The organism is Agrobacterium sp. CG674, from assembly GCF_053521645.1.
In genome coordinates this window covers 187161-209606 of the sequence record NZ_JBNWDZ010000003.1, presented here as the reverse complement: position 1 = coordinate 209606, position 22446 = coordinate 187161, and the positions used below count along the sequence as shown (strand labels likewise).

The 22446-nt window shown below is 56.0% G+C and carries 23 protein-coding genes; 9 read left to right on the top strand and 14 right to left on the bottom strand.

What is annotated here, in order from left to right; genetic code table 11:
- Positions 1-19: 19 nt before the first annotated feature.
- Complete coding sequence (locus ACQZ51_RS10200; RefSeq protein ID WP_448776914.1) at positions 20-862, bottom strand: cell envelope integrity EipB family protein; 843 nt, start codon at positions 860-862, stop codon at positions 20-22.
- 115 nt (positions 863-977) lie between these two features.
- Here ACQZ51_RS10200 and ACQZ51_RS10195 point away from each other — a divergent pair, with 115 nt between their 5' ends.
- The 4 genes from ACQZ51_RS10195 to ACQZ51_RS10180 are packed head-to-tail and all read left to right on the top strand — an operon-like array spanning position 978 to position 3814.
- On the top strand, positions 978-1448 hold the full coding sequence (locus ACQZ51_RS10195) for a RidA family protein (protein WP_111838281.1): 471 nt from the start codon (positions 978-980) through the stop codon (positions 1446-1448).
- Positions 1445-2185: a glycerophosphodiester phosphodiesterase family protein gene (locus tag ACQZ51_RS10190; protein ID WP_448776912.1), complete on the top strand. Its 741-nt coding sequence runs from the start codon at positions 1445-1447 to the stop codon at positions 2183-2185. Before ACQZ51_RS10195 ends, ACQZ51_RS10190 begins: the two co-directional genes overlap by 4 nt.
- Complete coding sequence (locus tag ACQZ51_RS10185) at positions 2182-3372, top strand: GNAT family N-acetyltransferase (RefSeq protein ID WP_448776910.1); 1191 nt, start codon at positions 2182-2184, stop codon at positions 3370-3372. Before ACQZ51_RS10190 ends, ACQZ51_RS10185 begins: the two co-directional genes overlap by 4 nt.
- Positions 3373-3391: 19 nt before the next feature.
- On the top strand, positions 3392-3814 hold the full coding sequence (locus tag ACQZ51_RS10180; RefSeq protein WP_448776909.1) for an HIT family protein: 423 nt from the start codon (positions 3392-3394) through the stop codon (positions 3812-3814).
- A 17-nt stretch (positions 3815-3831) separates the two neighbouring features.
- Here the strand turns inward: ACQZ51_RS10180 and ACQZ51_RS10175 are convergent, their stop codons facing one another.
- The 7 genes from ACQZ51_RS10175 to cckA form a co-directional block, all read right to left on the bottom strand.
- Positions 3832-4779, bottom strand: coding sequence for a phosphatase PAP2 family protein (locus tag ACQZ51_RS10175; protein WP_448776907.1), 948 nt, complete (start codon positions 4777-4779; stop codon positions 3832-3834).
- A gap of 52 nt (positions 4780-4831) precedes the next feature.
- Positions 4832-5176 (bottom strand): AzlD domain-containing protein, encoded by a 345-nt coding sequence (locus tag ACQZ51_RS10170; protein ID WP_448776905.1) that lies wholly within the window; start codon positions 5174-5176, stop codon positions 4832-4834.
- Positions 5173-5928 (bottom strand): AzlC family ABC transporter permease, encoded by a 756-nt coding sequence (locus tag ACQZ51_RS10165; protein ID WP_448776903.1) that lies wholly within the window; start codon positions 5926-5928, stop codon positions 5173-5175. Before ACQZ51_RS10165 ends, ACQZ51_RS10170 begins: the two co-directional genes overlap by 4 nt.
- A gap of 89 nt (positions 5929-6017) precedes the next feature.
- Entirely contained in the window at positions 6018-8519 is a 2502-nt protein-coding gene (gene clpA, locus ACQZ51_RS10160; RefSeq protein WP_448776902.1) for an ATP-dependent Clp protease ATP-binding subunit ClpA, read from the bottom strand.
- 10 nt (positions 8520-8529) lie between these two features.
- Entirely contained in the window at positions 8530-8883 is a 354-nt protein-coding gene (gene clpS / locus ACQZ51_RS10155) for an ATP-dependent Clp protease adapter ClpS (RefSeq protein ID WP_448776900.1), read from the bottom strand.
- A gap of 181 nt (positions 8884-9064) precedes the next feature.
- Positions 9065-9652 (bottom strand): helix-turn-helix transcriptional regulator, encoded by a 588-nt coding sequence (locus ACQZ51_RS10150; protein ID WP_448776898.1) that lies wholly within the window; start codon positions 9650-9652, stop codon positions 9065-9067.
- 224 nt (positions 9653-9876) lie between these two features.
- A complete protein-coding gene (gene cckA / locus ACQZ51_RS10145) occupies positions 9877-12474 on the bottom strand; it encodes a cell cycle histidine kinase CckA (protein ID WP_448776896.1) in 2598 nt (865 codons plus the stop codon).
- A 358-nt stretch (positions 12475-12832) separates the two neighbouring features.
- On the opposite strand from cckA, the gene ACQZ51_RS10140 reads away from it, so the two are divergent.
- The 3 genes from ACQZ51_RS10140 (at position 12833) to ACQZ51_RS10130 (ending at position 16351) form a co-directional block, all read left to right on the top strand.
- Positions 12833-14056 carry a flagellar biosynthetic protein FliO gene (locus ACQZ51_RS10140; protein ID WP_448776894.1) on the top strand — a complete coding sequence of 408 codons (1224 nt, stop codon included), beginning with the start codon at positions 12833-12835 and terminating at the stop codon, positions 14054-14056.
- Positions 14057-14206: 150 nt separating this feature from the next.
- Positions 14207-15139, top strand: coding sequence for a DMT family transporter (locus ACQZ51_RS10135; RefSeq protein WP_448776893.1), 933 nt, complete (start codon positions 14207-14209; stop codon positions 15137-15139).
- An 84-nt stretch (positions 15140-15223) separates the two neighbouring features.
- Positions 15224-16351 (top strand): S-(hydroxymethyl)glutathione dehydrogenase/class III alcohol dehydrogenase, encoded by a 1128-nt coding sequence (locus ACQZ51_RS10130; protein ID WP_448776891.1) that lies wholly within the window; start codon positions 15224-15226, stop codon positions 16349-16351.
- 92 nt (positions 16352-16443) lie between these two features.
- Here ACQZ51_RS10130 and ACQZ51_RS10125 read toward each other — a convergent pair whose 3' ends face one another.
- From ACQZ51_RS10125 to coaD, 6 genes are all read right to left on the bottom strand, one after another.
- Positions 16444-17586, bottom strand: coding sequence for an aminodeoxychorismate synthase component I (locus ACQZ51_RS10125; RefSeq protein ID WP_448777568.1), 1143 nt, complete (start codon positions 17584-17586; stop codon positions 16444-16446).
- A gap of 27 nt (positions 17587-17613) precedes the next feature.
- Positions 17614-18744 carry a tRNA guanosine(34) transglycosylase Tgt gene (gene tgt / locus ACQZ51_RS10120; RefSeq protein ID WP_448776889.1) on the bottom strand — a complete coding sequence of 377 codons (1131 nt, stop codon included), beginning with the start codon at positions 18742-18744 and terminating at the stop codon, positions 17614-17616.
- Positions 18744-19826, bottom strand: a complete 1083-nt coding sequence (queA, locus tag ACQZ51_RS10115; RefSeq protein WP_448776888.1) for a tRNA preQ1(34) S-adenosylmethionine ribosyltransferase-isomerase QueA — start codon at positions 19824-19826, stop codon at positions 18744-18746. The genes tgt and queA overlap by 1 nt, the downstream gene beginning before the upstream one ends.
- 72 nt (positions 19827-19898) lie before the next feature.
- Positions 19899-20399, bottom strand: coding sequence for a peptidylprolyl isomerase (locus tag ACQZ51_RS10110; RefSeq protein ID WP_448776887.1), 501 nt, complete (start codon positions 20397-20399; stop codon positions 19899-19901).
- 35 nt (positions 20400-20434) lie between these two features.
- A complete protein-coding gene (locus ACQZ51_RS10105; protein WP_243255918.1) occupies positions 20435-21004 on the bottom strand; it encodes a peptidylprolyl isomerase in 570 nt (189 codons plus the stop codon).
- Positions 21005-21032: 28 nt separating this feature from the next.
- Positions 21033-21527, bottom strand: coding sequence for a pantetheine-phosphate adenylyltransferase (coaD, locus tag ACQZ51_RS10100; protein WP_448776885.1), 495 nt, complete (start codon positions 21525-21527; stop codon positions 21033-21035).
- A gap of 407 nt (positions 21528-21934) precedes the next feature.
- Between coaD and ACQZ51_RS10095 the strand changes: the two genes are divergently transcribed.
- On the top strand, positions 21935-22114 hold the full coding sequence (locus ACQZ51_RS10095) for a hypothetical protein (RefSeq protein WP_192066805.1): 180 nt from the start codon (positions 21935-21937) through the stop codon (positions 22112-22114).
- Between the two features lie 39 nt (positions 22115-22153).
- Positions 22154-22288 (top strand): hypothetical protein, encoded by a 135-nt coding sequence (locus ACQZ51_RS10090; protein ID WP_448776884.1) that lies wholly within the window; start codon positions 22154-22156, stop codon positions 22286-22288.
- Positions 22289-22446: the final 158 nt, after the last annotated feature.

Sequence of the window (22446 nt, the reverse complement as noted above, 5' to 3'; positions counted from 1 at the left end):
GCGAAATTAGCCGATATGATCAGCGAAGTGGCTGCTTTTCACAGCTTTCGGGCGGAAGAATATCAAGCTTCGCCAGTTTTCCCGTCAGCACGAAGTCACCGTAATCCATGGTCAGATCGCGTGTGATTCCATTTTCATAGAGCTTGAACGATATGCGGTAGATCGGAAGCGAATCGGTGGCGGACTTGTCATTGTAATAGGCAATCGTCACCGGCCAGAACGAGGTCTTGGCGAAATCACCTGCCTTGCCAGCATCCGGGTCCGCATCACCGGGCGTTTGCTGCTTGCCAACCAGGGTCGAGGTGATGAGGCTTTGGTCGCCGTCATCAGAACCATCGAAAACGCGGGATTCGAAAATGCGCTTGCCGAGTTTCGCGTTCTCGATGACCTGTACCATGTGCTCGGTCGGAAACTCGCCAGCGTCCAGATCGATTGTCCGTGCATCGGGTTTGACGAGGTCGATTTTCATAGCCCCGTTCTGGTCCGCGGCAGAACCCGTCACTTCCTTGTCCAGCTTTTCATCCGTAAATGACTTGGTCGCGAAGGTGAACTTCTGCGAAGCAACGTCCTCGAAGGTTGTGGTCTGCTGGTCTGTCATGCGCACCGCGTCGCCGGTATTGATCTGTGTAACGAAGCGAAAGTCGGTCTTGTAACCCTTGCAGGACGAGCCGGTGAACTCATACACCATGCGGCCGGTCATGCCCTCGATACCGGAGCGATCGGACGCATCCTTCAATTCCAGGTCATAGACGGCGCGGTGAGAGATCAGGTTGGGAACGGAGGCAGGCACAGCACTTGCGACACCGGGCATCACCAAAAGGGTGCCGCAGCCAAGTGCGATGGCAAGGTTCCTGACAAACATTCAATATCTCCTGTTGGACTCACCGCTCATATTGTACAAGCAATCGCCCGGCTTCTGGACATCATGATCTGTCTGCCGGATTTTTGAAAGATTTACAACAAAAGCGGAGACGAAAATGTCGGATGCCATCGAAGCTCGCCTGAAGGAACTTGGCTACACCCTGCCCGCCGCCGCGGCGCCTGCTGCAAACTATGTACCCTACACAATAAGCGGCAATCTTCTTTACATTTCAGGTCAATTGCCGATGGAATCCGGCAAGATTGCGGTCACGGGCCATGTTGGCCGCGATGTCGATGTTGCGACCGCGCAGCGCGCAGCCGAACTCTGCGCCGTGAACATTCTCGCGCAAGTCAAAGCCGCGCTCAACGGCGACCTCTCGAAGGTCCGCCGCGTTCTGAAGTTGAACGGATTTGTCGCTTCCGTACCTGAATTCACCGAGCAGCATCTTGTTATCAACGGGGCATCGAACCTGATCGCCAATGTTCTGGGCGATGCTGGCAAACATGCGCGTGCCGCCGTGGGCATGGCCTCCCTGCCCTTCAATGCCGCAGTCGAAATCGACGCCATCGTGGAAATTGACGTATGACGCTGAAACTTTCCTGGCTCACCGCCACTCCCGTCGCTCATCGTGGCTATCATGATCAGAACAAAACCGTCTGGGAAAACACCCTGACGGCGTTCTCTCGCGCAATCGACGCGGGTTTCGCCATCGAATGTGACTTGCAGCTGGCCTCAGACAGCGTTCCCGTCGTCTTCCACGATGACGAGATGAGCCGCCTGACCGGCATCAAGGGTGATGTGCGGGAGCGCACGTCTGGCGAACTCGGCATGTTGTCCGTCGGGCAGACCAAAGACCGTGTGCCGACGCTCAAGCAGTTGTTGAAGCTCTGCGGCGGCAGGGTCCCACTCGTTCTGGAACTTAAGGGCCGTGCGGGCGACAATGTCGATATCGGCTTTGCCGAAGCGGTTCTCGAAGAGCTTGAAGGCTACGAAGGTCATGTCGCGCTGATGAGCTTTGATCGTCATCTGCTGAAAGACCTCAAGGCCGCTGGTTCGCCCTGGCCACTTGGCCTGACGGCGGAGGGCGCAAAGCCTGAAGACTTTTTCAAGCATGATGAAGCCATGCAGATCGGCCTTGATTTCATCTCTTATGCCTGGTCACATCTGCCCAACCGCTTCATCGATGCCCAAAGAAAACTCGGGATTCCCGTGATTACCTGGACGGTGCGGGATGAAACCGGTCGCGCGAATACCTATAAATATGCGGACCAGATGACGTTTGAAGGTTTCGACCCAAGAGAAGGCGTTACAGCCAGCGCATGAGCGATGAATATTCCATTCGCGTAGAACAGTCCTTCAAGGACATTGCCCCGGAAAGCTGGAACATGCTTTCCGGGACTTCAAAACTTACGCGAACAGATGACTACAACCCATTCATATCCCATGCTTTCCTCTCTTCCATGGAAGAGTCCGGTTCCGCTACAGCCAAGACCGGATGGCGGGGCCACCATCTGCTTCTGGAAGATGGTGAGGGAGAATTGAAGGGCGCGATCCCTGCCTATCTGAAAAGCCATAGCCAGGGCGAATATGTGTTCGACCATGGATGGGCGGATGCACTGGAGCGGGCGGGCGGCAGTTATTATCCCAAGCTGCAATGCTCGGTTCCCTTCACGCCTGCAACCGGACCACGGCTTCTCACAACTGGTATCGACGATGCTGCTTTCCGGCAGGTTCTGGCCTCCGGTTTACGGCAGGTGACGGAGGCGATCGAGATTTCCTCGGCGCACGTAACATTTGCCCCCGATGACGACATGGATGCGCTGGTGCAAGAAGGTTTCCTACCCCGCACCGACCAGCAGTTTCATTTCATCAACAATGGCTTCCGGGACCACACAGATTTTCTCGATGCGCTCTCCTCTCGCAAACGCAAGGGCCTCAAGAAGGAGCGCCGCGCCGCTCTCGAAAATGGCATAGAGATCGACTGGCTGACGGGCAGCGATCTGACCGAAGACATATGGGACCAGTTCTATGCCTTCTACAGGGATACAGGCAGCCGCAAATGGGGGCGTCCTTACCTTACCCGCGAATTCTATTCCCTGATCGGCCAGCGCATGCCGGAAGATATTCTTCTGGTCATGGCAAAGCGTGAAGGCCGCTATATTGCGGGCGCGATCAACTTCATCGGTGGACAGGCGCTTTACGGCCGCCATTGGGGTTGCATCGAGGACCACCCGTTCCTCCACTTCGAGGTCTGCTACCATCAAGCCATAGATTTCGCGCTGGCGCGTGGCCTTGCCCGTGTGGAGGCTGGAGCACAGGGCGAACATAAGCTTGCACGGGGTTACACACCGGTCACCACCCGTTCTGCGCACTTCATAACCCACCCAGGTCTTCGCCGTGCCATTGCCGATTATCTTGAGCGCGAGCGAAACGAGGTGGAGCAGATCGGGGACTATCTTGACGAGCACAGCCCTTTCCGCAAGGGCGAGCGCCCCGAAACCGACGATTGATTGCCTGAGGAGAGATTTGATGACATCCACCTATGACACCAACAACATTTTCGCCAAGATCCTGCGCGGCGAGATCCCTTGCGCAAAGGTCTACGAGGACGAACACACGCTGGCTTTCATGGATGTAATGCCGCAGGCGCCGGGCCATTTGCTCGTCATTCCCAAATCAGGCTCCCGCAACATTCTGGACGCTGACCCTGACATTCTGGCTAAAACAATCGCCGTCGTTCAAAAACTCGCCATTGCCGCCAAGCAGGCATTCGATGCCGATGGCGTTTACATCGCGCAGTTCAACGAACCCGCCGCAGGCCAGACGGTGTTCCACCTGCACTTCCACGTCATACCCCGCAACGAGGCAGAGCCCATGAAGCCGCATAGCGGTGCGATGGCGGATGGGGATATGTTGAGAGAGCATGCGGAGCGTATCAAGGCGGCGCTCTAGTTCGGCAACATCGGCGCTTAGCCGTTCGTCACCGGGACCGATACTTGTGATGCACCTGTCGGCGTATCGTGTTTGGTAAGTGCATTCACAATGGATCGCGAAATTGGATAGACGATGGCAAAGAATGCTATGCCACCGAAAATATCAGTTAGGTGATGGCCACCCTGGACCAGCACCGCGGGCAACATGAGTATGTTAAGCGTGCCAATTGTCACGATAAAAAACACATGCCTTGGGACGAAGACGAATGACATGAGCGCCATGAAGATATGAAACGATGGAAAGCCGATCAGCCCCAGGATATTTGCTGGCGAAAGATATTGAACGCCCTCAGCTCCCAACCGCATCAACTCCTGTCCATATGCAGGATTGACAGCTAAAGGTATCGCAAGCGTGACCCATTCCGGCAAGCTGTGATAGGCTTTCGCTCCGAATGTCGGGAAAATCACCCAGAAGCTGATACTCAAAAGTGCCCCAATCGTGCCCGTGACCAGGAAGCAATGGAGCCTCTTCTGCTGACCTGTGAAACCAAGCACGATAAGGATCACGAGCAACTGCGGAAGGGTGGTCATGTAAACGAAGTAAAGTGCTGTTCCTGCCCACGGATAGGATGCCGCCAGTGTAACAATCGTGGGCCAGCTATAACCCATCAATCCGTCGGTCTTTATTAGAATCGCGTCGATCGGGGCGAACGATATCGGCAGAAACATGTAGTTGAAGATGGAGGCGAAGATCGAAAACAGGATGTAGAGCCCGGACGCGGTGAGAACGGTTCCCAACCGTTCATCTCGATCAAGAAATCTATAATATTGTCCGATGATCAGAGGCACCAAGCCCATTGCCAGACTGATCGCATAGCCCGTGATATCAAGGCTAATTGATTTATGGTTCACAGCAATGATATCGAAGATCGCTAAAGCGCAGATAATTATAAATAAAAAACGTTCAACTGGCTGAAGAAACATGCGCTCCACGCGAAGAAAAGTTTCGATATCTCTTACACGCGAACGCTAATCATCAATACATTAAAAACGCCATAACGGACGCAAGGATAGCCAGCGGCGCCACAACCCCGACGATGACTTTTTGGCCGCTTGCGAGGAACGCAACGAACCCCACGACAGCCGCCCCTATTCGCAGCCAAAGCGGCGTTTGCTCCAGAACACCTGTCGGAAAGACGATCAGCTTTGCTGTCACGGCCATGACGAGGGCCGTTGCGACGGCTCTGACCCAGTTCAAGACCTCAGATCCCTCTTTCAGGCGGTTTCCGGCGAGAACACCGAGCCAGCGCCAGAGGTCTGTCGCAATCCAGCCTGCAATCGCGATAAAGAGATAGGGCGCCCACCACGCATCGGTCATCATGGCTCTCCCTCCACAGTAACAGGCTCGATTTTGCGGCGAAACCAGAAGCGGTCAATCAGGTAGGCAAGCGTTCCACCGCCAATACCGGCATAGAGAATGTCGAATTCCGGCTCGATAACGGCAAATAGCGGGCCGCCGATCACGCCGATGACGAAGGCCACCTTGACGACGCTGTGTCTGGCCGACGCCCAGATCGAGGAAATGAAGTAGACCGGCGTCAGGAAGAACAGCACGCCAGCCACCAGCGGCGGAAACGCTGCCACGACGCCATAGCAGATGGCGACGATAGCGGCATTCACCAGTGTCAGTGTCATGCCGAAGCCGATAAACCATGCCACACGCGCAGGCCTCGGCACCTTGGTGAGATTTTGCGTGGCATAGACCCAGGCCGTGATCGCCACGAAATGCGAAAGAAAAAGCAGGATCCAGGTCGGCGTTTTGGCGGTGCGCATTTCCGGCACGATGGAAGCCACCATCGGCATCATGCGGATGGATGACAGGGTGACGACGAGAAAGCATGTCGCTAACCCCGCCCCGCTGGTCATTGCACCAATGAGGATCATCTTGGCAGGCAAGGCCCAGATGACCAGCGTCATGAAAACCGCTTCTTCGCGCGGAACGCCTGATTCCAGCGCGAATGCGCTGAACCCCACAAAGGAGATCATGAGAATGAGCGAGGGCAGCGAAAAAATCCCCTTCATGCCTCTGAAAAACCAGAGGTAAGCGGAGTCTGCATCGCGTTCTAGATCCATGTGGATATCCGGTATCGACAAAAATAAAGTGCCGGGCAAGAGGCCCGGCACTGGTCTGTAGCATTGAACGCGTCGGAATTGAACGCAGCTTACTTCTTTTTTGGTACCTTCGGCACTGTGTTTGCCTTGCGGCGGGGAGCGACCTCCTCGGTCGTCTTGTCCGTCGCAGCAGCCACAACCTCGGCCTCTGGCTCAGGCTTTACCACCTTTGCCTTGGCCTTGGATTTGCCGGGCGATTTTGCCGCCTTCAGCTCAGCTTCAGGCCTGGGCTTTACCGGCGCAGTCTCCGGCAGAACATTCAGCTTCAGGCCATCCGTGCCGTCATCATTCTTACCCACGAACACGCTGACGACGCCACCCTTCTTGAGCTTCCCGAACAGGATCTCATTGGCGAGCGGCTTCTTGATGTGCTCCTGAATGACGCGACCGAGCGGACGCGCACCCATTTTCTCGTCGTAGCCCTTCTCGGAAAGCCACGCGATGGCGTCTTCGTGCAGGTCGAAGGTCACATTGCGTTCGGACAGCTGGGTTTCCAACTGCATGACGAACTTCTGCACAACCTTGTGGATAACCGCAGTCGGAAGCGGCGAGAACGGAATGATCGCATCCAGACGGTTGCGGAATTCCGGCGTGAACAGGCGGTTGAGCGCCTCTTCATCTTCGCCCGTGCGCTTGGAAGAACCGAAACCGATGGCCGACTTGGCCATCTCGGATGCGCCCGCATTGGTCGTCATGATCAGAATGACGTTGCGGAAGTCGATCTTCTTGCCGTTATGGTCCGTCAGCGAGCCGTGGTCCATCACCTGCAACAGGATGTTGTAGATGTCTGGATGAGCCTTTTCGATTTCGTCGAGCAGGACCACAGAGTGCGGATGTTGATCCACACCATCGGTCAAAAGCCCACCCTGATCGAAGCCGACATAGCCGGGAGGTGCACCCAGAAGACGCGAAACCGTATGCCGCTCCATATATTCCGACATGTCAAAGCGCAGCATTTCCACGCCGAGCGAGGCAGCAAGCTGCTTGGCAACTTCGGTCTTGCCCACGCCAGTCGGGCCGGAAAACACATAGGAGCCAATCGGCTTGTTCGGTTCGCGAAGACCCGCACGTGCAAGCTTAATGGCGGTAGACAACGCTTCAATCGCGATATCTTGGCCATAAACCACGGAGCGCAGCTCTTTCTCAAGGTTGGCGAGAACCATCTCGTCATCCTTGGAAACCGTCTTGGCCGGAATGCGAGCCATGGTCGCAATTGTAACCTCGATCTCCTTTTCGGTGATCAGCTTGCGACGCTTGGATGGCGGCAACAGCATCTGGGCGGCACCGGTTTCGTCGATGACGTCGATCGCCTTGTCCGGCAGCTTGCGGTCAGAAATATAACGGGCCGAAAGCTCAACCGCCGCCTTGATGGCTTCGTTGGAATAACGCAGGTGGTGGTAGCTCTCGAAATAGGGCTTCAAACCCTTCATGATCTCGATTGCATCTTCGATGGATGGCTCATTGACGTCGATCTTCTGGAAGCGACGCACCAGAGCGCGGTCCTTTTCAAAGAACTGGCGATATTCCTTGTAGGTGGTCGAACCGATGCAGCGGATTGCACCCGAGGACAGAGCAGGCTTGAGCAGGTTGGAGGCGTCCATAGCCCCGCCCGAAGTCGCGCCAGCACCGATCACGGTGTGGATTTCATCAATGAAAAGCACCGCACCTGGATATTCTTCCAGCTCTTTGACGACCTGCTTCAAACGCTCTTCGAAGTCACCGCGATAACGGGTGCCTGCCAGAAGCGTGCCCATATCGAGGGAGAAGATCGTGTCGTTCTTCAACGCCTCTGGAACCTTACCTTCCACGATGCGCTTGGCCAGACCTTCGGCAATCGCCGTCTTGCCAACGCCGGGATCACCAACATAAAGCGGATTGTTCTTGGAACGACGGCACAGGATCTGGATCGTCCGGTTCACCTCGGCATGGCGACCGATCAGCGGATCAATCTTGCCGTTGCGGGCCTTGTCGTTGAGGTTGACGCAATAGGCTTTCAGCGCATCCGGCTGCTTCTTGGGCGCCGCATTGTCGTCGTCAGAACTGCTGCGTGGTGGCTTGGATTCGCTCTCGCTCTCCTCGGAACCGCGTGGCGTGCGGGTCTGGGATGTGCCGGGACGCTTGCCGATACCGTGAGAAATGAAGTTCACGGCGTCATAGCGCGTCATTTCCTGCTCTTGCAGGAAGTAAGCGGCGTGGCTTTCGCGCTCGGCAAAGATCGCCACCAGCACATTGGCACCAGTGACTTCTTCACGACCGGATGATTGAACATGAATCACGGCGCGCTGGATCACACGTTGGAAGCCAGAAGTCGGCTTTGAATCCTCATCGTAACCCGTCACAAGGTTGGACAATTCATTGTCGACATAATCGACAACTGTCTTTTTAAGCGCGTCGAGATCAACGTTGCATGCACCCATCACGGCTGCTGCATCCGCATCTTCTATCAGCGCCAGCAAAAGGTGCTCCAGCGTCGCATATTCGTGGTGGCGGTCGTTAGCAAAGGTCAGTGCCTGATGCAGCGCCTTCTCTAGACTTGGGGAAAAAGTTGGCACGTTGCGATCCTCATTTCTTTTCCATGACGCACTGAAGCGGGTGCTGGTGCTGTCGGGCGAAATCCATGACCTGACTTACTTTTGTCTCTGCGACCTCATATGTAAACACCCCGCATTCGCCGACACCGTGCTGGTGTACATGCAACATGATGCGGGTTGCCCCTTCCCTGTCCTTCTGGAAAAAACGCTCCAGAATATGAATGACGAACTCCATGGGAGTATAATCGTCGTTCAGTAAAAGAACACGGTATAGATTGGGCTTTTTTGTCTTAGGTTTCGTGCGGGTGATAACAGATGTGCCACGGTTGGTACCGCCATCTTCCCCTTCACCATCACCTTGCATGTAGATCGACTTCTCGATCATTTTTTATCATTCTCCAGATCAAACACGCTCCACTCCATATTGGCGCGCGCCAGAATTTCGCTGACCTCTATTTAGGTCGTTAGAACGTGATTTTAAGCCCCTTGCGCCGCACTGCAATCAATAATCCGTTCCCGCGATGAAACAGTTCACCGAAACGCGGCTGCCTGCTGAAAATAGCGCCTCACGATGCCAGCCGCCGTCTCAACGTCAACGCAACGGCATGCTCAACCGTCGCCACCTCCATTTTCTTGCATATGGAATCAACAAGATAATTGATCGTGCGGCTCGACAATTCCATATGCGCTGAAATTGTCTCGAAGCTTTCTCCATCTGATGCGAGGCTGAGAATCTCTCGCTCAAGGCTCGTCAAAGGCGCCTTCTTTTCCGTTCGCGCGTTTCCGATCACCGTCAGGCGGGCGTGAAGCTGGAACATCAAAACGCTCAGGCTCTCCAGCTCATCGACATCAAGCGCTGGCCTGGCGCCTGCAAAACCGATGATCCGTGGCGCACCGAACATGCCCAAGGCCGGAAAGTCCGCCCCCATGGAGAGGTCGAAACCGCGGAATGATTTCAACATGGCCGGTGGGGCGCAGCCCATGGCTTCCAACTCGTCGAGCTGCCACTGAAACGGCCCGAGCGTATCAGGTGAATGGGTGAAGAGATGGGACGCAAAATCCGTCAGCCCCTCGTCCAGTTTGTAGACGATGGAAGATGCGATATTAAAAGGGAAGAGTGAGGAGATTGGCTCCTCTGCCACCAGACGCGACATATCGAGCACGTAGTAGCAACGGAACCCGAAGAGAGCCTGAATTTCGGCCAGCGTGTCTCCGACTTCGTCCAGAGTCTTGTTATTCTGCAGCTGTATCAGCAGGTCATCGTAAATTTTGCGCCTCCAAATGGCGAAAGTGGAGACGCAAGGCTTTGATAGGCCAGCTTGTCAACGCACTATCTCCAAATACCCGGAAATCAGGGTATTTGAAGTCCCGTGGCCTGTCAATTTTCACTATCGAGCATTTCACGCACGGCAACAGCAAGCTGCTTCAAGGAGAATGGCTTAGGAAGAAAACCGAATTTGGCGTCGGCGGGCAAGTTTCTGGCGAAGGCGTCTTCCGCGTATCCAGAAACGAAAATGAACTTCATGTCCGGGTAGGTCTTGCGAAGCTCGCGCAGCAGCGTCGGTCCATCCATTTCGGGCATCACGACGTCCGAAACGACAATATCGACCTTGCCTTCCAGCTCTTCCAGCACCTCAAGCGCCTCGGTGCCGGAGCCTGCCTCATGCACGGTGTAGCCCCGCGTTTCCAGCATGCGCTTGCCACCACGGCGCACCGCTTCCTCGTCCTCAACCAGCAGTACGACAGCGGACTTGCCCGTCAGATCAAGCAGCTCTGCCTTTCCCACATCCTTTGCGGCAGCGGCATCTGCGATTGTGCGTGCAGCGATCTCTTCTTCGGTCTGATGCACCACTTCGATAATGTGACGGGGCAGGAAGATGCGGAAGGCTGTGCCTTTGCCCACTTCGGAATCGGGATAGATATATCCACCCGACTGTTTGACGATGCCGTAGACCATCGAAAGACCAAGGCCTGTCCCCTTGCCCACTTCCTTCGTGGTGAAGAAGGGCTCGAAAATCTTGTCCATGATTTCGGGCGGAATACCAGTGCCGGTATCGGCCACCTCGATCATGACCAGATCTTCCTGCGGCAGGTCTGCACGCCCAAGCGCGATAACCTGATCCGCAGCCATATTGCGAGTAATGATCTTGATTTTTCCGCCCTGCGGCATCGCATCGCGCGCATTGACGCAAAGGTTGATCAGCACCTGCTCGAACTGCGAAAGGTCGGTTTTGACAGGCCACAGGTCACGACCGTAGTCCACCTCAAGCTTGACATTCGTGCCGGAAATCAACCGGTCAACCAGCATCCTGAGATCACCGATGACATCGGTCAGATTCAGCACGGCCGGACGCATCGTCTGTTTGCGGGAGAAAGCCAGCAACTGGCGCACCAGAACAGCCGCGCGGTTGGCATTGCGCTTGATTTCCATAAGGTCTGCAAAGCTTGCATCCGCAGGGCGCGCCTGAAGCAAAAGGTGGTCCGACGACAGCAGAATGGCTGTCAGAACGTTGTTGAAGTCGTGCGCGATGCCGCCAGCCAACGTGCCGACCGCATTCATCTTCTGCGTCTGCGCCATCTGTGTCTCAAGCGCCTTCTGCTCGGTCACTTCGATGGCATAAACAATGGCAACCTCTTCCGGCGCTTCGTCATCCTGATCCAGCACGGCGTGAACATAGAAACGGAAGTGCCGTGTCTCGTCGGTCGGATGGCGCGAGTCGAAAGGCGGAATATCGCCCTGACCGTCCTTTGCGGCTTCGATGGCCTGCAACAGTTTTGGCTTGTCAATTTCCAGCAGCACCGCATCCAGAACGACGCCATTGTCGATATCGTCACGCCCGACAATGCCCGAGAACAGTTTGAGGAACGGCGCATTGGTACGCAGAATGCGACCTTCACCATCCAGAGAGGCAATCGCCATCGGCGTGTTGTTGAAGAAACGGGTAAACCGCATGGCGGACGCCGATTCGGCATCCTCCTTGCCCTTTGAACGCATGAGCACGATGGTGCGGCTTTCGCCCGGCGCACCATCGCGCGTGGCGGTGACCTGATGCACCAGCCGCGCTGGCATGCTCTGGCCGTTGACCCGGCGCATGTCCAGATCCAGCATCTCAGTGCGGTTTGTGCCCGCCTGCGGATGAACAGATTCGATCAGCGCCATGCCTTCCCCGGCCACGATATCGGATACCGTCAGCGATCCAGGTGAAAACTGCGCCAGATCAATTCCGAGCCATTGTGAGAGCGTCGCATTCAGATAGACGATCTCGCCCTTCTTGCCCGCCGAAAAGAAGCCAGCAGGAGCGTGGTCGAGATAGTCAATGGCATTCTGCAATTCGCGGAAAAACCGCTCCTGATCTTCGCGTTCAGTCGTGATATCGGCAATCTGAAACACGTGCAGAGTGTTGTCGCTGGTGTCCTTCAAAAGACGCGCTTTCAGGCGATACCAGTGCGGACCGGCTTGAGATTTCGTCTCGCTCAAGGGTCTGAGCAGCCGAAACTCCTCATAGCCATTTTTCTCATCGCGCAGGCCGTTGATCAGCCGGTACAGCGCCTCGGTCGATTCCCTGTCCTTCGAAAGCAATGTTTCGAGGCTCTGAATGTCGGTTGCCCGTGTCGCGCCCGTCATCTGGCAATAGGTCGCATTGGCATAGACCAGGCGACCCTTGATATCGGTGATCAGCGTTCCATCGGGGTGGGACGAGAGGAAGCGCCTCGCCATACCATCGGACTGGGATTGCGGCATGACCTCGATGAAGCCAATGGCGGAAGACACCAGAAAGAAGATACCGAGCATCGCAAGAATGCCGAGGATACCGAGGACTACCTCATTTTCAAGCGAGTCCTTGAAATAGACAAAACCCACGGCAGCAGCCACAAGCACAAGTGCAAGCAACAGAATGCGCAACAGGGTGCCTGATCTGGCGCGCCTGTCCACCAACGGAAAATCATTGTCGCTGGCTTGGCTGACCTTGGTCATTGAGGCTCTAACCCTTGCAGTTTTGCCGATCCCTGCGCATTCGGGCACAAATGCCCCGAACGGAATCGTCTTTGTCTATCCCTTGTAGCAATTCGCTCAAATGTCAAAAAGCTCCAAGCCCCCATAAACCTTTGTCAATACACAGCGAATGCAACATTTTTCATGCGATATCGGGGCTCGCGTGGCACCTTTGCCACGTCGAAGCGTTGAGGACGGTTGAAATGCTCAGCAATTTGGCTAAGTCCAACGCATAAAAACTTGTACTCAACGGAAAAAAATCGTCTTTTCGCACCAAATAGCTTGATGACTTCAGGTGCGACATTCATTTGACCGACAAAAGACCAAAGGGATTGGCTCCATGATGGACGAATTTATCGGCGCTTATGGCAACAACCTCATCGTTGCTGTCGTTGGCGTCGGCGCGGCACTTCTGGCCTTAGCAATCATCTTGTGGATCATTCGCCGGCGTGGCGGATCTTCGCCCTTCATTCGCGGCGGCAAAAATCGCCAACCCCGCTTGCAGGTTCTGGATGCAACAGCCGTAGATGCGCGCCGCAGGCTCGTTCTCGTTCGCCGGGACAATGTCGAACATCTCGTCATGATCGGCGGCCCGACAGATATCGTGATCGAGAGCGGCATCGGTGCCATTCCTTTCATGAAGGATGTGCAAGAGCCTCAGAATGCGATGCTTGAAACCACGGCTCCCGAAAAGGCAATTGCAGCCGAACGGACAAGAGCACTGGCGCCAAGCACCGAGACAGAGATGCGCACGCCTGTGCCAGCGGCACCGAGAGCAGTAGCACCCCAGCCTGAGCCAAGACCGGCACGCGCCCCCTCGCCTGCTCCACAGCCAGCACCGCCTGTCGCTGCGAGGCCAACACCTGCGCCCGTTGCACCATCAGCACCAGCGCCAGCACCAAGGCCCGCTCCTTCCCAAGCTGCGGCAAGCATCGCGGCCCCAGCCCAGCCCGCACCAAGACCAGCGCCACCAGCAACACAACCCGTTCCAGACGTCTCAAACGCGCCGAGAAGCTTTGCCAGAGAGCCCGCGTCTGCGCCGCTCACCGCAGCCGTAGTGCCTGCGATGACACCGGCAGCCGTGGCAGCCGAACCCGTTGCGAGGCCAAAACCGTCAGCCCCTACCGTGCAGGAACCGCCCGTAGTGCAAGCGCCTGCGCCAACGCCTTCAATTGAGCCGGAGCCTGCCTTCACCGTGCCGGTCATCGATCAAAACAGTGCTGTCGACTTTCTTGAAGCCGCAAGGGAGCGCGTGCTGCCGACATACCGCGCCGAGGCACCCATCACGGCTACGGCAAGCCTGGCCAAACCCGCCCCACTCGCGCCGGATGAAAATGGCGCTGTTTTCGGCGATCAGCTGACCAGTGATTTCGAAAGCTTTCTCGAGGCGGAAATAGCCCGGAACAATGCCGCTGGCGCGCCTGCCGTGACCCTTGAGCAACTTGGTGGAAAGGTTGAGCCGGAACGCGTTGCTCCTGCAAACACGAGCAGTTCCACAGACGAGAATGTTCAGAAGGAAATGGCGCGCATCTTCGGTGAAATGTCCGTAACGCGCGACAAATGATGTGAAGCGACCCGCATGGCATTGAGGCCATGCGGGCAAGATCCGCGCTTATGCGAACCTGCTCTTTCTTAGATCCAGTTTTTCGATCATCCCGGTTGCAACGGCATTGAGACTCAGATGTAGGTCATTTTCGGAACAAATGGTGATCGAATGACCTCATCCCTAACAAATCCAAACGCTTTGAAGGGCATGCTGATCATGGCTGGCTGCATGATCGTGCTGCCGATCATGGACGCGATTGCGAAATATATGGCGGTCAGCGAAGGCATGTCTCCTGCGCAGGTCACGTTCTACCGGTTCTTCTTTCAGCTCGTCTGCACACTTCCATTGCTGATGATCATGTCGCCAAAGGCGTTGCTGGCGGCCAAACGCCCGTGGCTGAACCTGTTGCGCGGCGTGCTGCATGCGGCGGCCAGCCTCTGCTTCTTCGCGGCGGTCAAATACATGCCGCTGGCAGATGTCTTCGCCATCTATTTTGTTGAGCCTTTTCTGCTGACCATGATGTCCGCGCTGTTTCTGGGCGAGAGGGTCGGTTGGATGCGCTGGTCGGCCATTGCCGTCGGCTTCATCGGCGCGATGATCGTCATACAGCCCAGCTTCGAAGTCTTCGGCTGGACCTCGCTTTTGCCGGTTGCCTGCGCATTCCTTTTCACGCTCTATCTGTTTCTCAACCGTGCAATGGGAGATGCGGACAGCCCGCTCGTTATGCAGACCATGTCTGGCATTGCCGGGACAGTGTTCATGGGCGCTGCCTTGCTGATAGGCCACGGGCTCGGCGATGTGAATTTTGAAATGGCGCTGCCCGGCTGGGGCCATGGCCTCGTTCTGCTTGTGTTGCTCGGCTCCATATCCGGCTACATGCACCTCCTCGTCGTCAAGGCATTTCGTCTGGCACCCGTGTCCCTGCTCGCCCCGTTTCAGTATTTCGAAATCATTTCCGCAACCGTGCTGGGCTACGTGCTGTTTTCAGATTTCCCCACCGCATCGAAATGGCTCGGCATCGTCATCATAGTTGCGTCAGGCCTATTCATCATCTGGCGAGAGCGCCGCGCCGCCAAACGGACAGCGGTGTTAGAAGTTTAACGAATGTCGGTTCTCGCACTTGTTCCAACCGCTGAGGTCGGGCAAAAGTCGTTTTGAATTTACAAAGCAATCATGGAGACGCAAATGGACGTTCGCGCCGCAGTCGCTGTTCAGGCAGGCAAGCCACTGGAAATCATGACGGTTCAGCTTGAAGGACCACGCGCTGGCGAAGTGCTGATCGAGGTCAAGGCCACCGGCATCTGCCACACGGATGATTTTACGCTCTCAGGCGCAGACCCGGAAGGCCTGTTTCCAGCCATTCTCGGCCATGAGGGTGCGGGCATCGTCGTTGACGTCGGCCCGGGTGTGACGTCGCTGAAGAAGGGCGATCACGTCATTCCACTTTACACGCCGGAGTGCCGTGAATGCTATTCCTGCCTTAGCCGTAAAACGAACCTCTGCACATCCATCCGCGCCACCCAGGGCCAGGGCTTGATGCCCGATGGTACCAGCAGATTCGCCATCGGCAAGGACAAGATCTTCCACTATATGGGCTGTTCGACCTTCGCGAATTTCACGGTTCTGCCGGAAATTGCGCTGGCCAAGGTCAATCCCGACGCGCCTTTCGACAAGATTTGCTACATCGGTTGCGGCGTGACCACGGGCATCGGCGCTGTCATCAACACCGCCAAGGTCGAGATCGGCTCCACTGCCATCGTCTTCGGTCTCGGCGGCATTGGCCTCAACGTGCTACAGGGCCTGCGTCTTGCCGGTGCCGACATGATTATCGGCGTCGATATCAACAACGACCGCAAGGCCTGGGGTGAAAAGTTCGGAATGACGCACTTCGTCAATCCAAAGGAAGTTGGCGACGACATCGTGCCTTATCTTGTCAATCTGACAAAGCGCAACGGCGACACAATCGGCGGCGCGGATTACACATTCGATTGCACCGGCAACACGAAGGTCATGCGTCAGGCGCTGGAATCATCGCATCGCGGCTGGGGCAAATCGGTCGTCATCGGCGTGGCCGGTGCGGGACAGGAAATCTCCACCCGCCCGTTCCAGCTCGTCACAGGCCGCAACTGGATGGGCACCGCCTTCGGTGGCGCGCGTGGCCGCACCGACGTGCCGAAGATTGTCGAGTGGTACATGGAAGGCAAGATCCAGATCGACCCAATGATCACCCACACCATGCCGCTCGAAGACATCAACAAGGGCTTCGACATGATGCATTCGGGCGAAAGCATCCGTGGCGTTGTCGTTTATTGATTGATTGATCAATCAACCAAAATTTTCCTTCGGTGCCATGCGCCGGAGGACATCTACAAGGTCAGGTTCTCTGCAAGCGGTCCCGGCGCTGGTTAAGCCAGCTGCCTGTCACCCGTCGCGAATTTCGCCTTTAGCAGGCACTCCTCATATTCCGCTTCAGCCACCGAATCGAACACGATGCCGCCACCTACATTGAAGGTAGCCTTGCCATCCTCAAACAGCGTGATGGTGCGGATCGACACCGAGAAGCGCATATCTCCATCGGGTGACATCATGCCGATTGCGCCGCAATAGGCGTTCCGGGCGCCGGTTTCCAGATCGTGAAGAATTTCCATGGCCCGCATTTTCGGCGCACCCGTTATCGAACCGCATGGGAAGAGTGCGGAGAAAATATCCGTGACGGTCATATCCGGCAAAAGCTTGCCCCGCACATGGCTCACCATCTGGTGCACGGTGGGATAGGTTTCGATGTGGAACAGCTTTGGCACCTCAAGTGTGCCGACTTCGATGATGCGAGAGATATCATTGCGCAAGAGATCCACGATCATGCGGTTCTCGGCCTGCGTCTTCTCATCCTCCAGCATGGTCGCGATCAATGCGGCGTCGTCTTCCGGCGATGCGCCACGCTTGACCGTTCCCTTCATGGGATGAGTCTCGATCCAACCATCCTTCAAGGAGAAGAAAAGCTCAGGTGAACGAGAGAGGATAACAGGGCCACCGAAATCGAGAAGCGTGCCGTATTTGACCGGCTGCCGAGATATCAGCGACCAGAACGCGGTCAGCGGATCGCCCGACCAGCGTGCATTGATCGGCATGGTCAGGTTCGCTTGATAGCAATCACCCTGCCGCAGATGCTGGTGCAGTCTTGCAAATTGCGCGCTGTATTCGTCAAGGGTCCATCCGGGCTTGAGATCGCTCAGAAAGTCGTCGGCATTCATGAGAGACGGTGGTGGCGATATGTCACTGGAGGGTGCTGTAAACACACCAAAGCACAGCAGCGGCACGTCCCGCTTAACCTGCGCAAGCGGTGCCAGCTTAGGCTCAAGAAGATATCCGGCTTCATAGGACATGTAACCGGCAAGATATTTGCCGCCAGCACGCGCAGCCTGCATCCGCTCCAGTGCCGGAAAGAACTCTTCCGCCTCATTGGCGACGATAAGTTCTTCCGGCTCGGTAAACAGCGTTACCGTGCCGGTCTTGTCATCACGAAACAGAACATAGGGCGAAGTCTGCAAATCCATTCGATCCGGCCATAAATGACATCATAGGCGATCGATATCGCCTTTTGCCCACATTTCAATGGTCTCGGCGTAGAAATCCGCGAAGCGGCCCTCTTCGATGGATTTGCGGATGCCCTGCATCAGTTCCTGATAGTAAGCGAGATTGTGCCAGGAGAGCAGCATGCCGCCCAGCGCTTCGTTGGAGCGCGAAAGATGGTGCAGATAGGCGCGAGAGTAATCCCTCGATGCCGGGCAGTTGGACTGTTCGTCCAACGGACGCATGTCTTCCGCATGGCGGGCATTGCGAAGGTTGACGCGGCCGCGGCGCGTGAAGGCCAGACCATGACGGCCTGAGCGTGTCGGCATGACGCAATCGAACATATCGATGCCACGTGCCACGGATTTCAGCAGATCGTCCGGTGTTCCCACGCCCATCAGGTAACGCGGCTTTTCGCTTGGAAGAGCGGGAACGGTAATGTCGAGCATTCCCAGCATCACTTCTTGCGGCTCGCCCACAGCAAGGCCGCCAACTGCGTAACCCTTCAAATCAAGCTGCTTCAATGCTTCAGCTGAGCGTATGCGCAGATCTGGCTGGTCGCCGCCCTGCACGATGCCGAACATCGCCTTGCCCGGTTGTTCGCCGAACGCCACGCGGCAACGCTCTGCCCAGCGCAGCGACATTTCCATGGCACGCTCGATTTCCTTGCGCTCGGCTGGCAGCGCAATGCATTCGTCCAACTGCATCTGGATATCAGAACCCAGCAGCCCCTGAATCTCGATTGAGCGTTCCGGTGACATGTGGTGAGAAGAGCCATCGATATGGCTTTTGAACGTTACGCCCTTCTCATCAAGCTTGCGCAGCCCCGAGAGCGACATGACCTGAAACCCGCCGCTATCGGTCAGGATCGGGTGCGGCCAGCGGATCAGCTCGTGCAGGCCGCCCAGTCGCGCCACGCGCTCTGCGCCGGGCCGCAGCATCAGGTGGTAGGTATTGCCCAGAATGACATCCGCACCCAGATCGCGCACCTGATCCAGATACATGGCCTTGACGGTGCCAACCGTGCCGACCGGCATGAATGCCGGTGTGCGGATGACGCCGCGTGGCATGGCCACTTCGCCAAGGCGCGCGCCGCCGCTGGTTGCTTTGAGGGTGAAGGTAAAGTTCTCTTGCATCAGTTCTTCCGGAAAAGCAGGCTGGAATCGCCATAGGAATAGAAACGGTAGCCGGTCGAGATCGCGTGGGCATAGGCCTTGCGCATCGTCTCCAGCCCGCAAAACGCTGAGACCAGCATGAACAGCGTGGATTTCGGCAGGTGAAAATTCGTCATCAGAATATCGACCGCCTTAAAGCGATATCCCGGCGTTATGAAAATGCCTGTCGGACCGGACCAAGGCTTGATCTGGCCTTCATCGGTCGCCGCACTCTCGATCAGGCGTAGCGAGGTGGTACCGACGCAGATGATGCGCCCGCCCCGCGCCTTGACAGCATTCAGCTTCACTGCCGTCTCTTCGGATACATAGCCGATTTCAAGGTGCATCTTGTGCTCCTCGGTGTCATCAGCCTTGACGGGCAAAAACGTGCCCGCGCCCACATGCAGCGTCACGAAGTGGCGTTCCACACCGGCCTGATCGAGCTTTTCGAAAAGCTCGGGCGTAAAATGAAGGCCAGCCGTGGGTGCCGCAACAGCACCTTTTTCGCGGGCATAGATGGTCTGGTAATCCGTCTGGTCCTGCGCATCTTCTGGACGCTTGGCCGCGATGTAAGGCGGAAGCGGAATATGGCCGACAGATGCGATGGCTTCATCAAGCGCCGGACCGGACAAATCGAAAAGCAGGGTGATTTCACCCTCCTCGCCTTTCTCCTCAACCGTCGCCTCCAGAAACGCCAGACCGCAGGCATTGTCGCGCTCGTAACCGAAGCGGATACGATCATTCTGCTTGATGCGCTTGCCGGGTCGCGCGAAAGCCTTCCAGCGGCTGGCATCAACACGCAAATGCAGCGTGGCGGAAACAGCCGTTTCCGGCGCACCCTCGCGCAGCCGCACACCTTCTAGCTGGGCGGGAATCACCCGCGTATCGTTGAACACCAGCGCATCGCCGGGTTTCAGAAAACCGGGAAGATCGAAAACCTGATGGTCCGTCATGCCGTCCGCATTCGGATCGACCACAAGCAAACGCGCAATGTCGCGCGGATTGGCCGGGCGAAGCGCAATATTCTCATCTGGAAGGTCGAAGTCGAAAAGGTCTACACGCATGATGGGGCTCTTGAATATCAAAACCCGCCCCGCAGTTGCCTGCGAGGCGGGCTAAATGTCTATATCCTACGCTTAAGCTTCAGAAGCAAGGCGCATGGAAACGATGGAATCAGGGTTCTTCGGCGGCTCACCCTTCGTGATGAGATCGACATTCTCCATGCCTTCGATGACCTGGCCCCACACGGTGTACTGCTTGTCCAGGAATGTTGCATCGTCGAAGCAGATGAAGAACTGCGAGTTGGCCGAATTTGGATCGCTGGAGCGCGCCATTGAGCAAACACCGCGGAGGTGTTTTACATTGGAAAACTCAGCTTTCAGATTCGGCTTATCGGAGCCGCCCGTACCGGCCCGGCTGAGGCTTTCACCCTGTTTGCCGAATTTCACATCGCCGGTCTGCGCCATAAAGCCGTTGATTACCCGATGGAACACGACGCCATCATAGGCCTTCTCAGTTGCCAGTTCCTTGATGCGAGCAACGTGGCCAGGAGCTACGTCCGGCAACAGTGAAATGACAACTTTACCCTTGGTGGTTTCCATGATGAGGGTGTTTTCGGGATCTTTGATCTCGGTCATGATATTTCTCCTAGTTTTGGCGTCTTCGCCCGGTTTTATTTCTTGCCGACGGTAACTTTGACCATGCGGTCAGGATCGGAAACTTCGCCGTTACCGCCTTTGCCCTTCTTGATCTTGTCGACAAATTCCATGCCGGATACAACCTGGCCGACAACGGTGTATTGTCCGTTCAGGAACGAACCCTGATCGAACATGATGAAGAACTGCGAGTTGGCAGAGTTGGGGCTCTGAGAGCGGGCCATGCCAACCGTGCCGCGCTCAAACGGTGTCTTGGAAAACTCGGCGGGAAGGTCCGGAAGGTCCGAGCCGCCTGTTCCTGCGCGCTGGGCATCGAAGGATTTGGCCATATTGCCGTATTGCACATCACCCGTCTGGGCCATGAAGCCTGGAATGACGCGGTGGAACGCGACATTGTCATAGGCACCCTTTTCAGCCAGCGCTTTGATCTGCGCAACGTGCTTTGGCGCAACTTCGGGCGCGAGCTGGATGACGACGGGGCCGTCTTTCAGCTGGATCGTCAGAAATTCAGCAGCAGAAGCGAATGTGCTGGCAGCAACGGCGCTGACAAAAAGTGCGCCGGCAAAGGCATAGCGAAGCAGTTTCATTGGAATTGGCTCCAGAATAATGGCTGAACTAGCGTTTCAGCTTGCTGTTAAGGGCTTCAAGCACAGCTTTCGGCACGAAGGACTCTACACGACCGCCCATTGCTGCGATCTGACGAACCAATGTGGCGGTAATGGGCCGTGATGCCGTTGCCGCAGGCAGAAAGATCGCCTGAATATCCGGCGCCATCTGGCTGTTCATACCGGCCATCTGCATTTCATAGTCGAGATCAGAGCCATCGCGCAGGCCACGCACCAGCAACGTCGCGCCATTTTCACGAGCGGCATCCACGACCAGATTGGAAAATGAGACGACCCGTAGACGCGTGCCCGCTTCCGGCAAAGCATCGTTCATCGAGCGACGAATAAGGTCAGCCCGTTCCTCGAAGCTGAACATGGGCGACTTGCCGGGGTGAATGCCGATAGCAACGATAACCTCTGACGCAACGTTCAACGCCTGGATCAATATATCCAGATGTCCGTTGGTCATCGGATCAAATGATCCGGGGTAAAAGGCAATCGTCATATCGCTCCCGATACTTAACGTTGGTTGTGCCGCCTTTTGTCATGGAAGCCCGGTCTTCGCAAGACCGTAAGCTTGCCTCAACGGCCAAACTGCGGAGTGAACATCACATGAATACCCCGTTCAGCGCGGCTTCAAAGCAGGCCACTATAAAGGTCTCATCGAATGGCGAACGGGCAAGATGCCCTCACGGAGACGGAAATGCTGGTGTTCATGATGATGCTGACAATCGCAACATCTTTTGCTGTCGAATACGTTTTCATGGATTGACGCAAACTGCCGATTTTCTGAACGGCAGATGAACGAAGCATTCAACAACGCTTCAGAGGCGCAATGCTAATCGATTTTTAACAATAACGCGGAACCGGATCAGAGATTGCGCGTTGAAATCGCAGGTAAGGAACAAGCACATGTTTTCCAAAGAAAAACAGTCTACTTCGGCTAAAATTGGCGTCATCAGCACAGCCTGGACCATGCTGGTTATCGCGATGGTCGCCGTCATGTTCAGCCTTCACAGCGAAAAGTCGGCTCAGAACGGCCCGGACTTTCCACAGCTCACATCCCGCACTCAATATATGAATTACTATTGATCGAGCGGGAGTAATCATCCACTTTTCTGGAGATTCTCCATGTTTACTTTCTTGACTTTGCTTGCAGCCCTCATCAGTGCCATGTTCGTAGCGTCTGTCATGACAGCCGTGATCGAGTCCAAGAAAGAAGACGAGCAGTTCAGAAAAATGCTTGAGCGCAGCAAATCCTTTTAAGGCCGTCACGGCTGGATTTGTCTACCTCGCCTACAAAACCGCCTGATCCGAGGCGGTTTTTTTGTGCCCGCCCACGTGGTTGCGCCTGTTTGGGCCGCGCAATTGCTCCCACTCACGCCTTCGTTTGAGCTTGCGCCATTTTCAGCGGTATTTAGCCT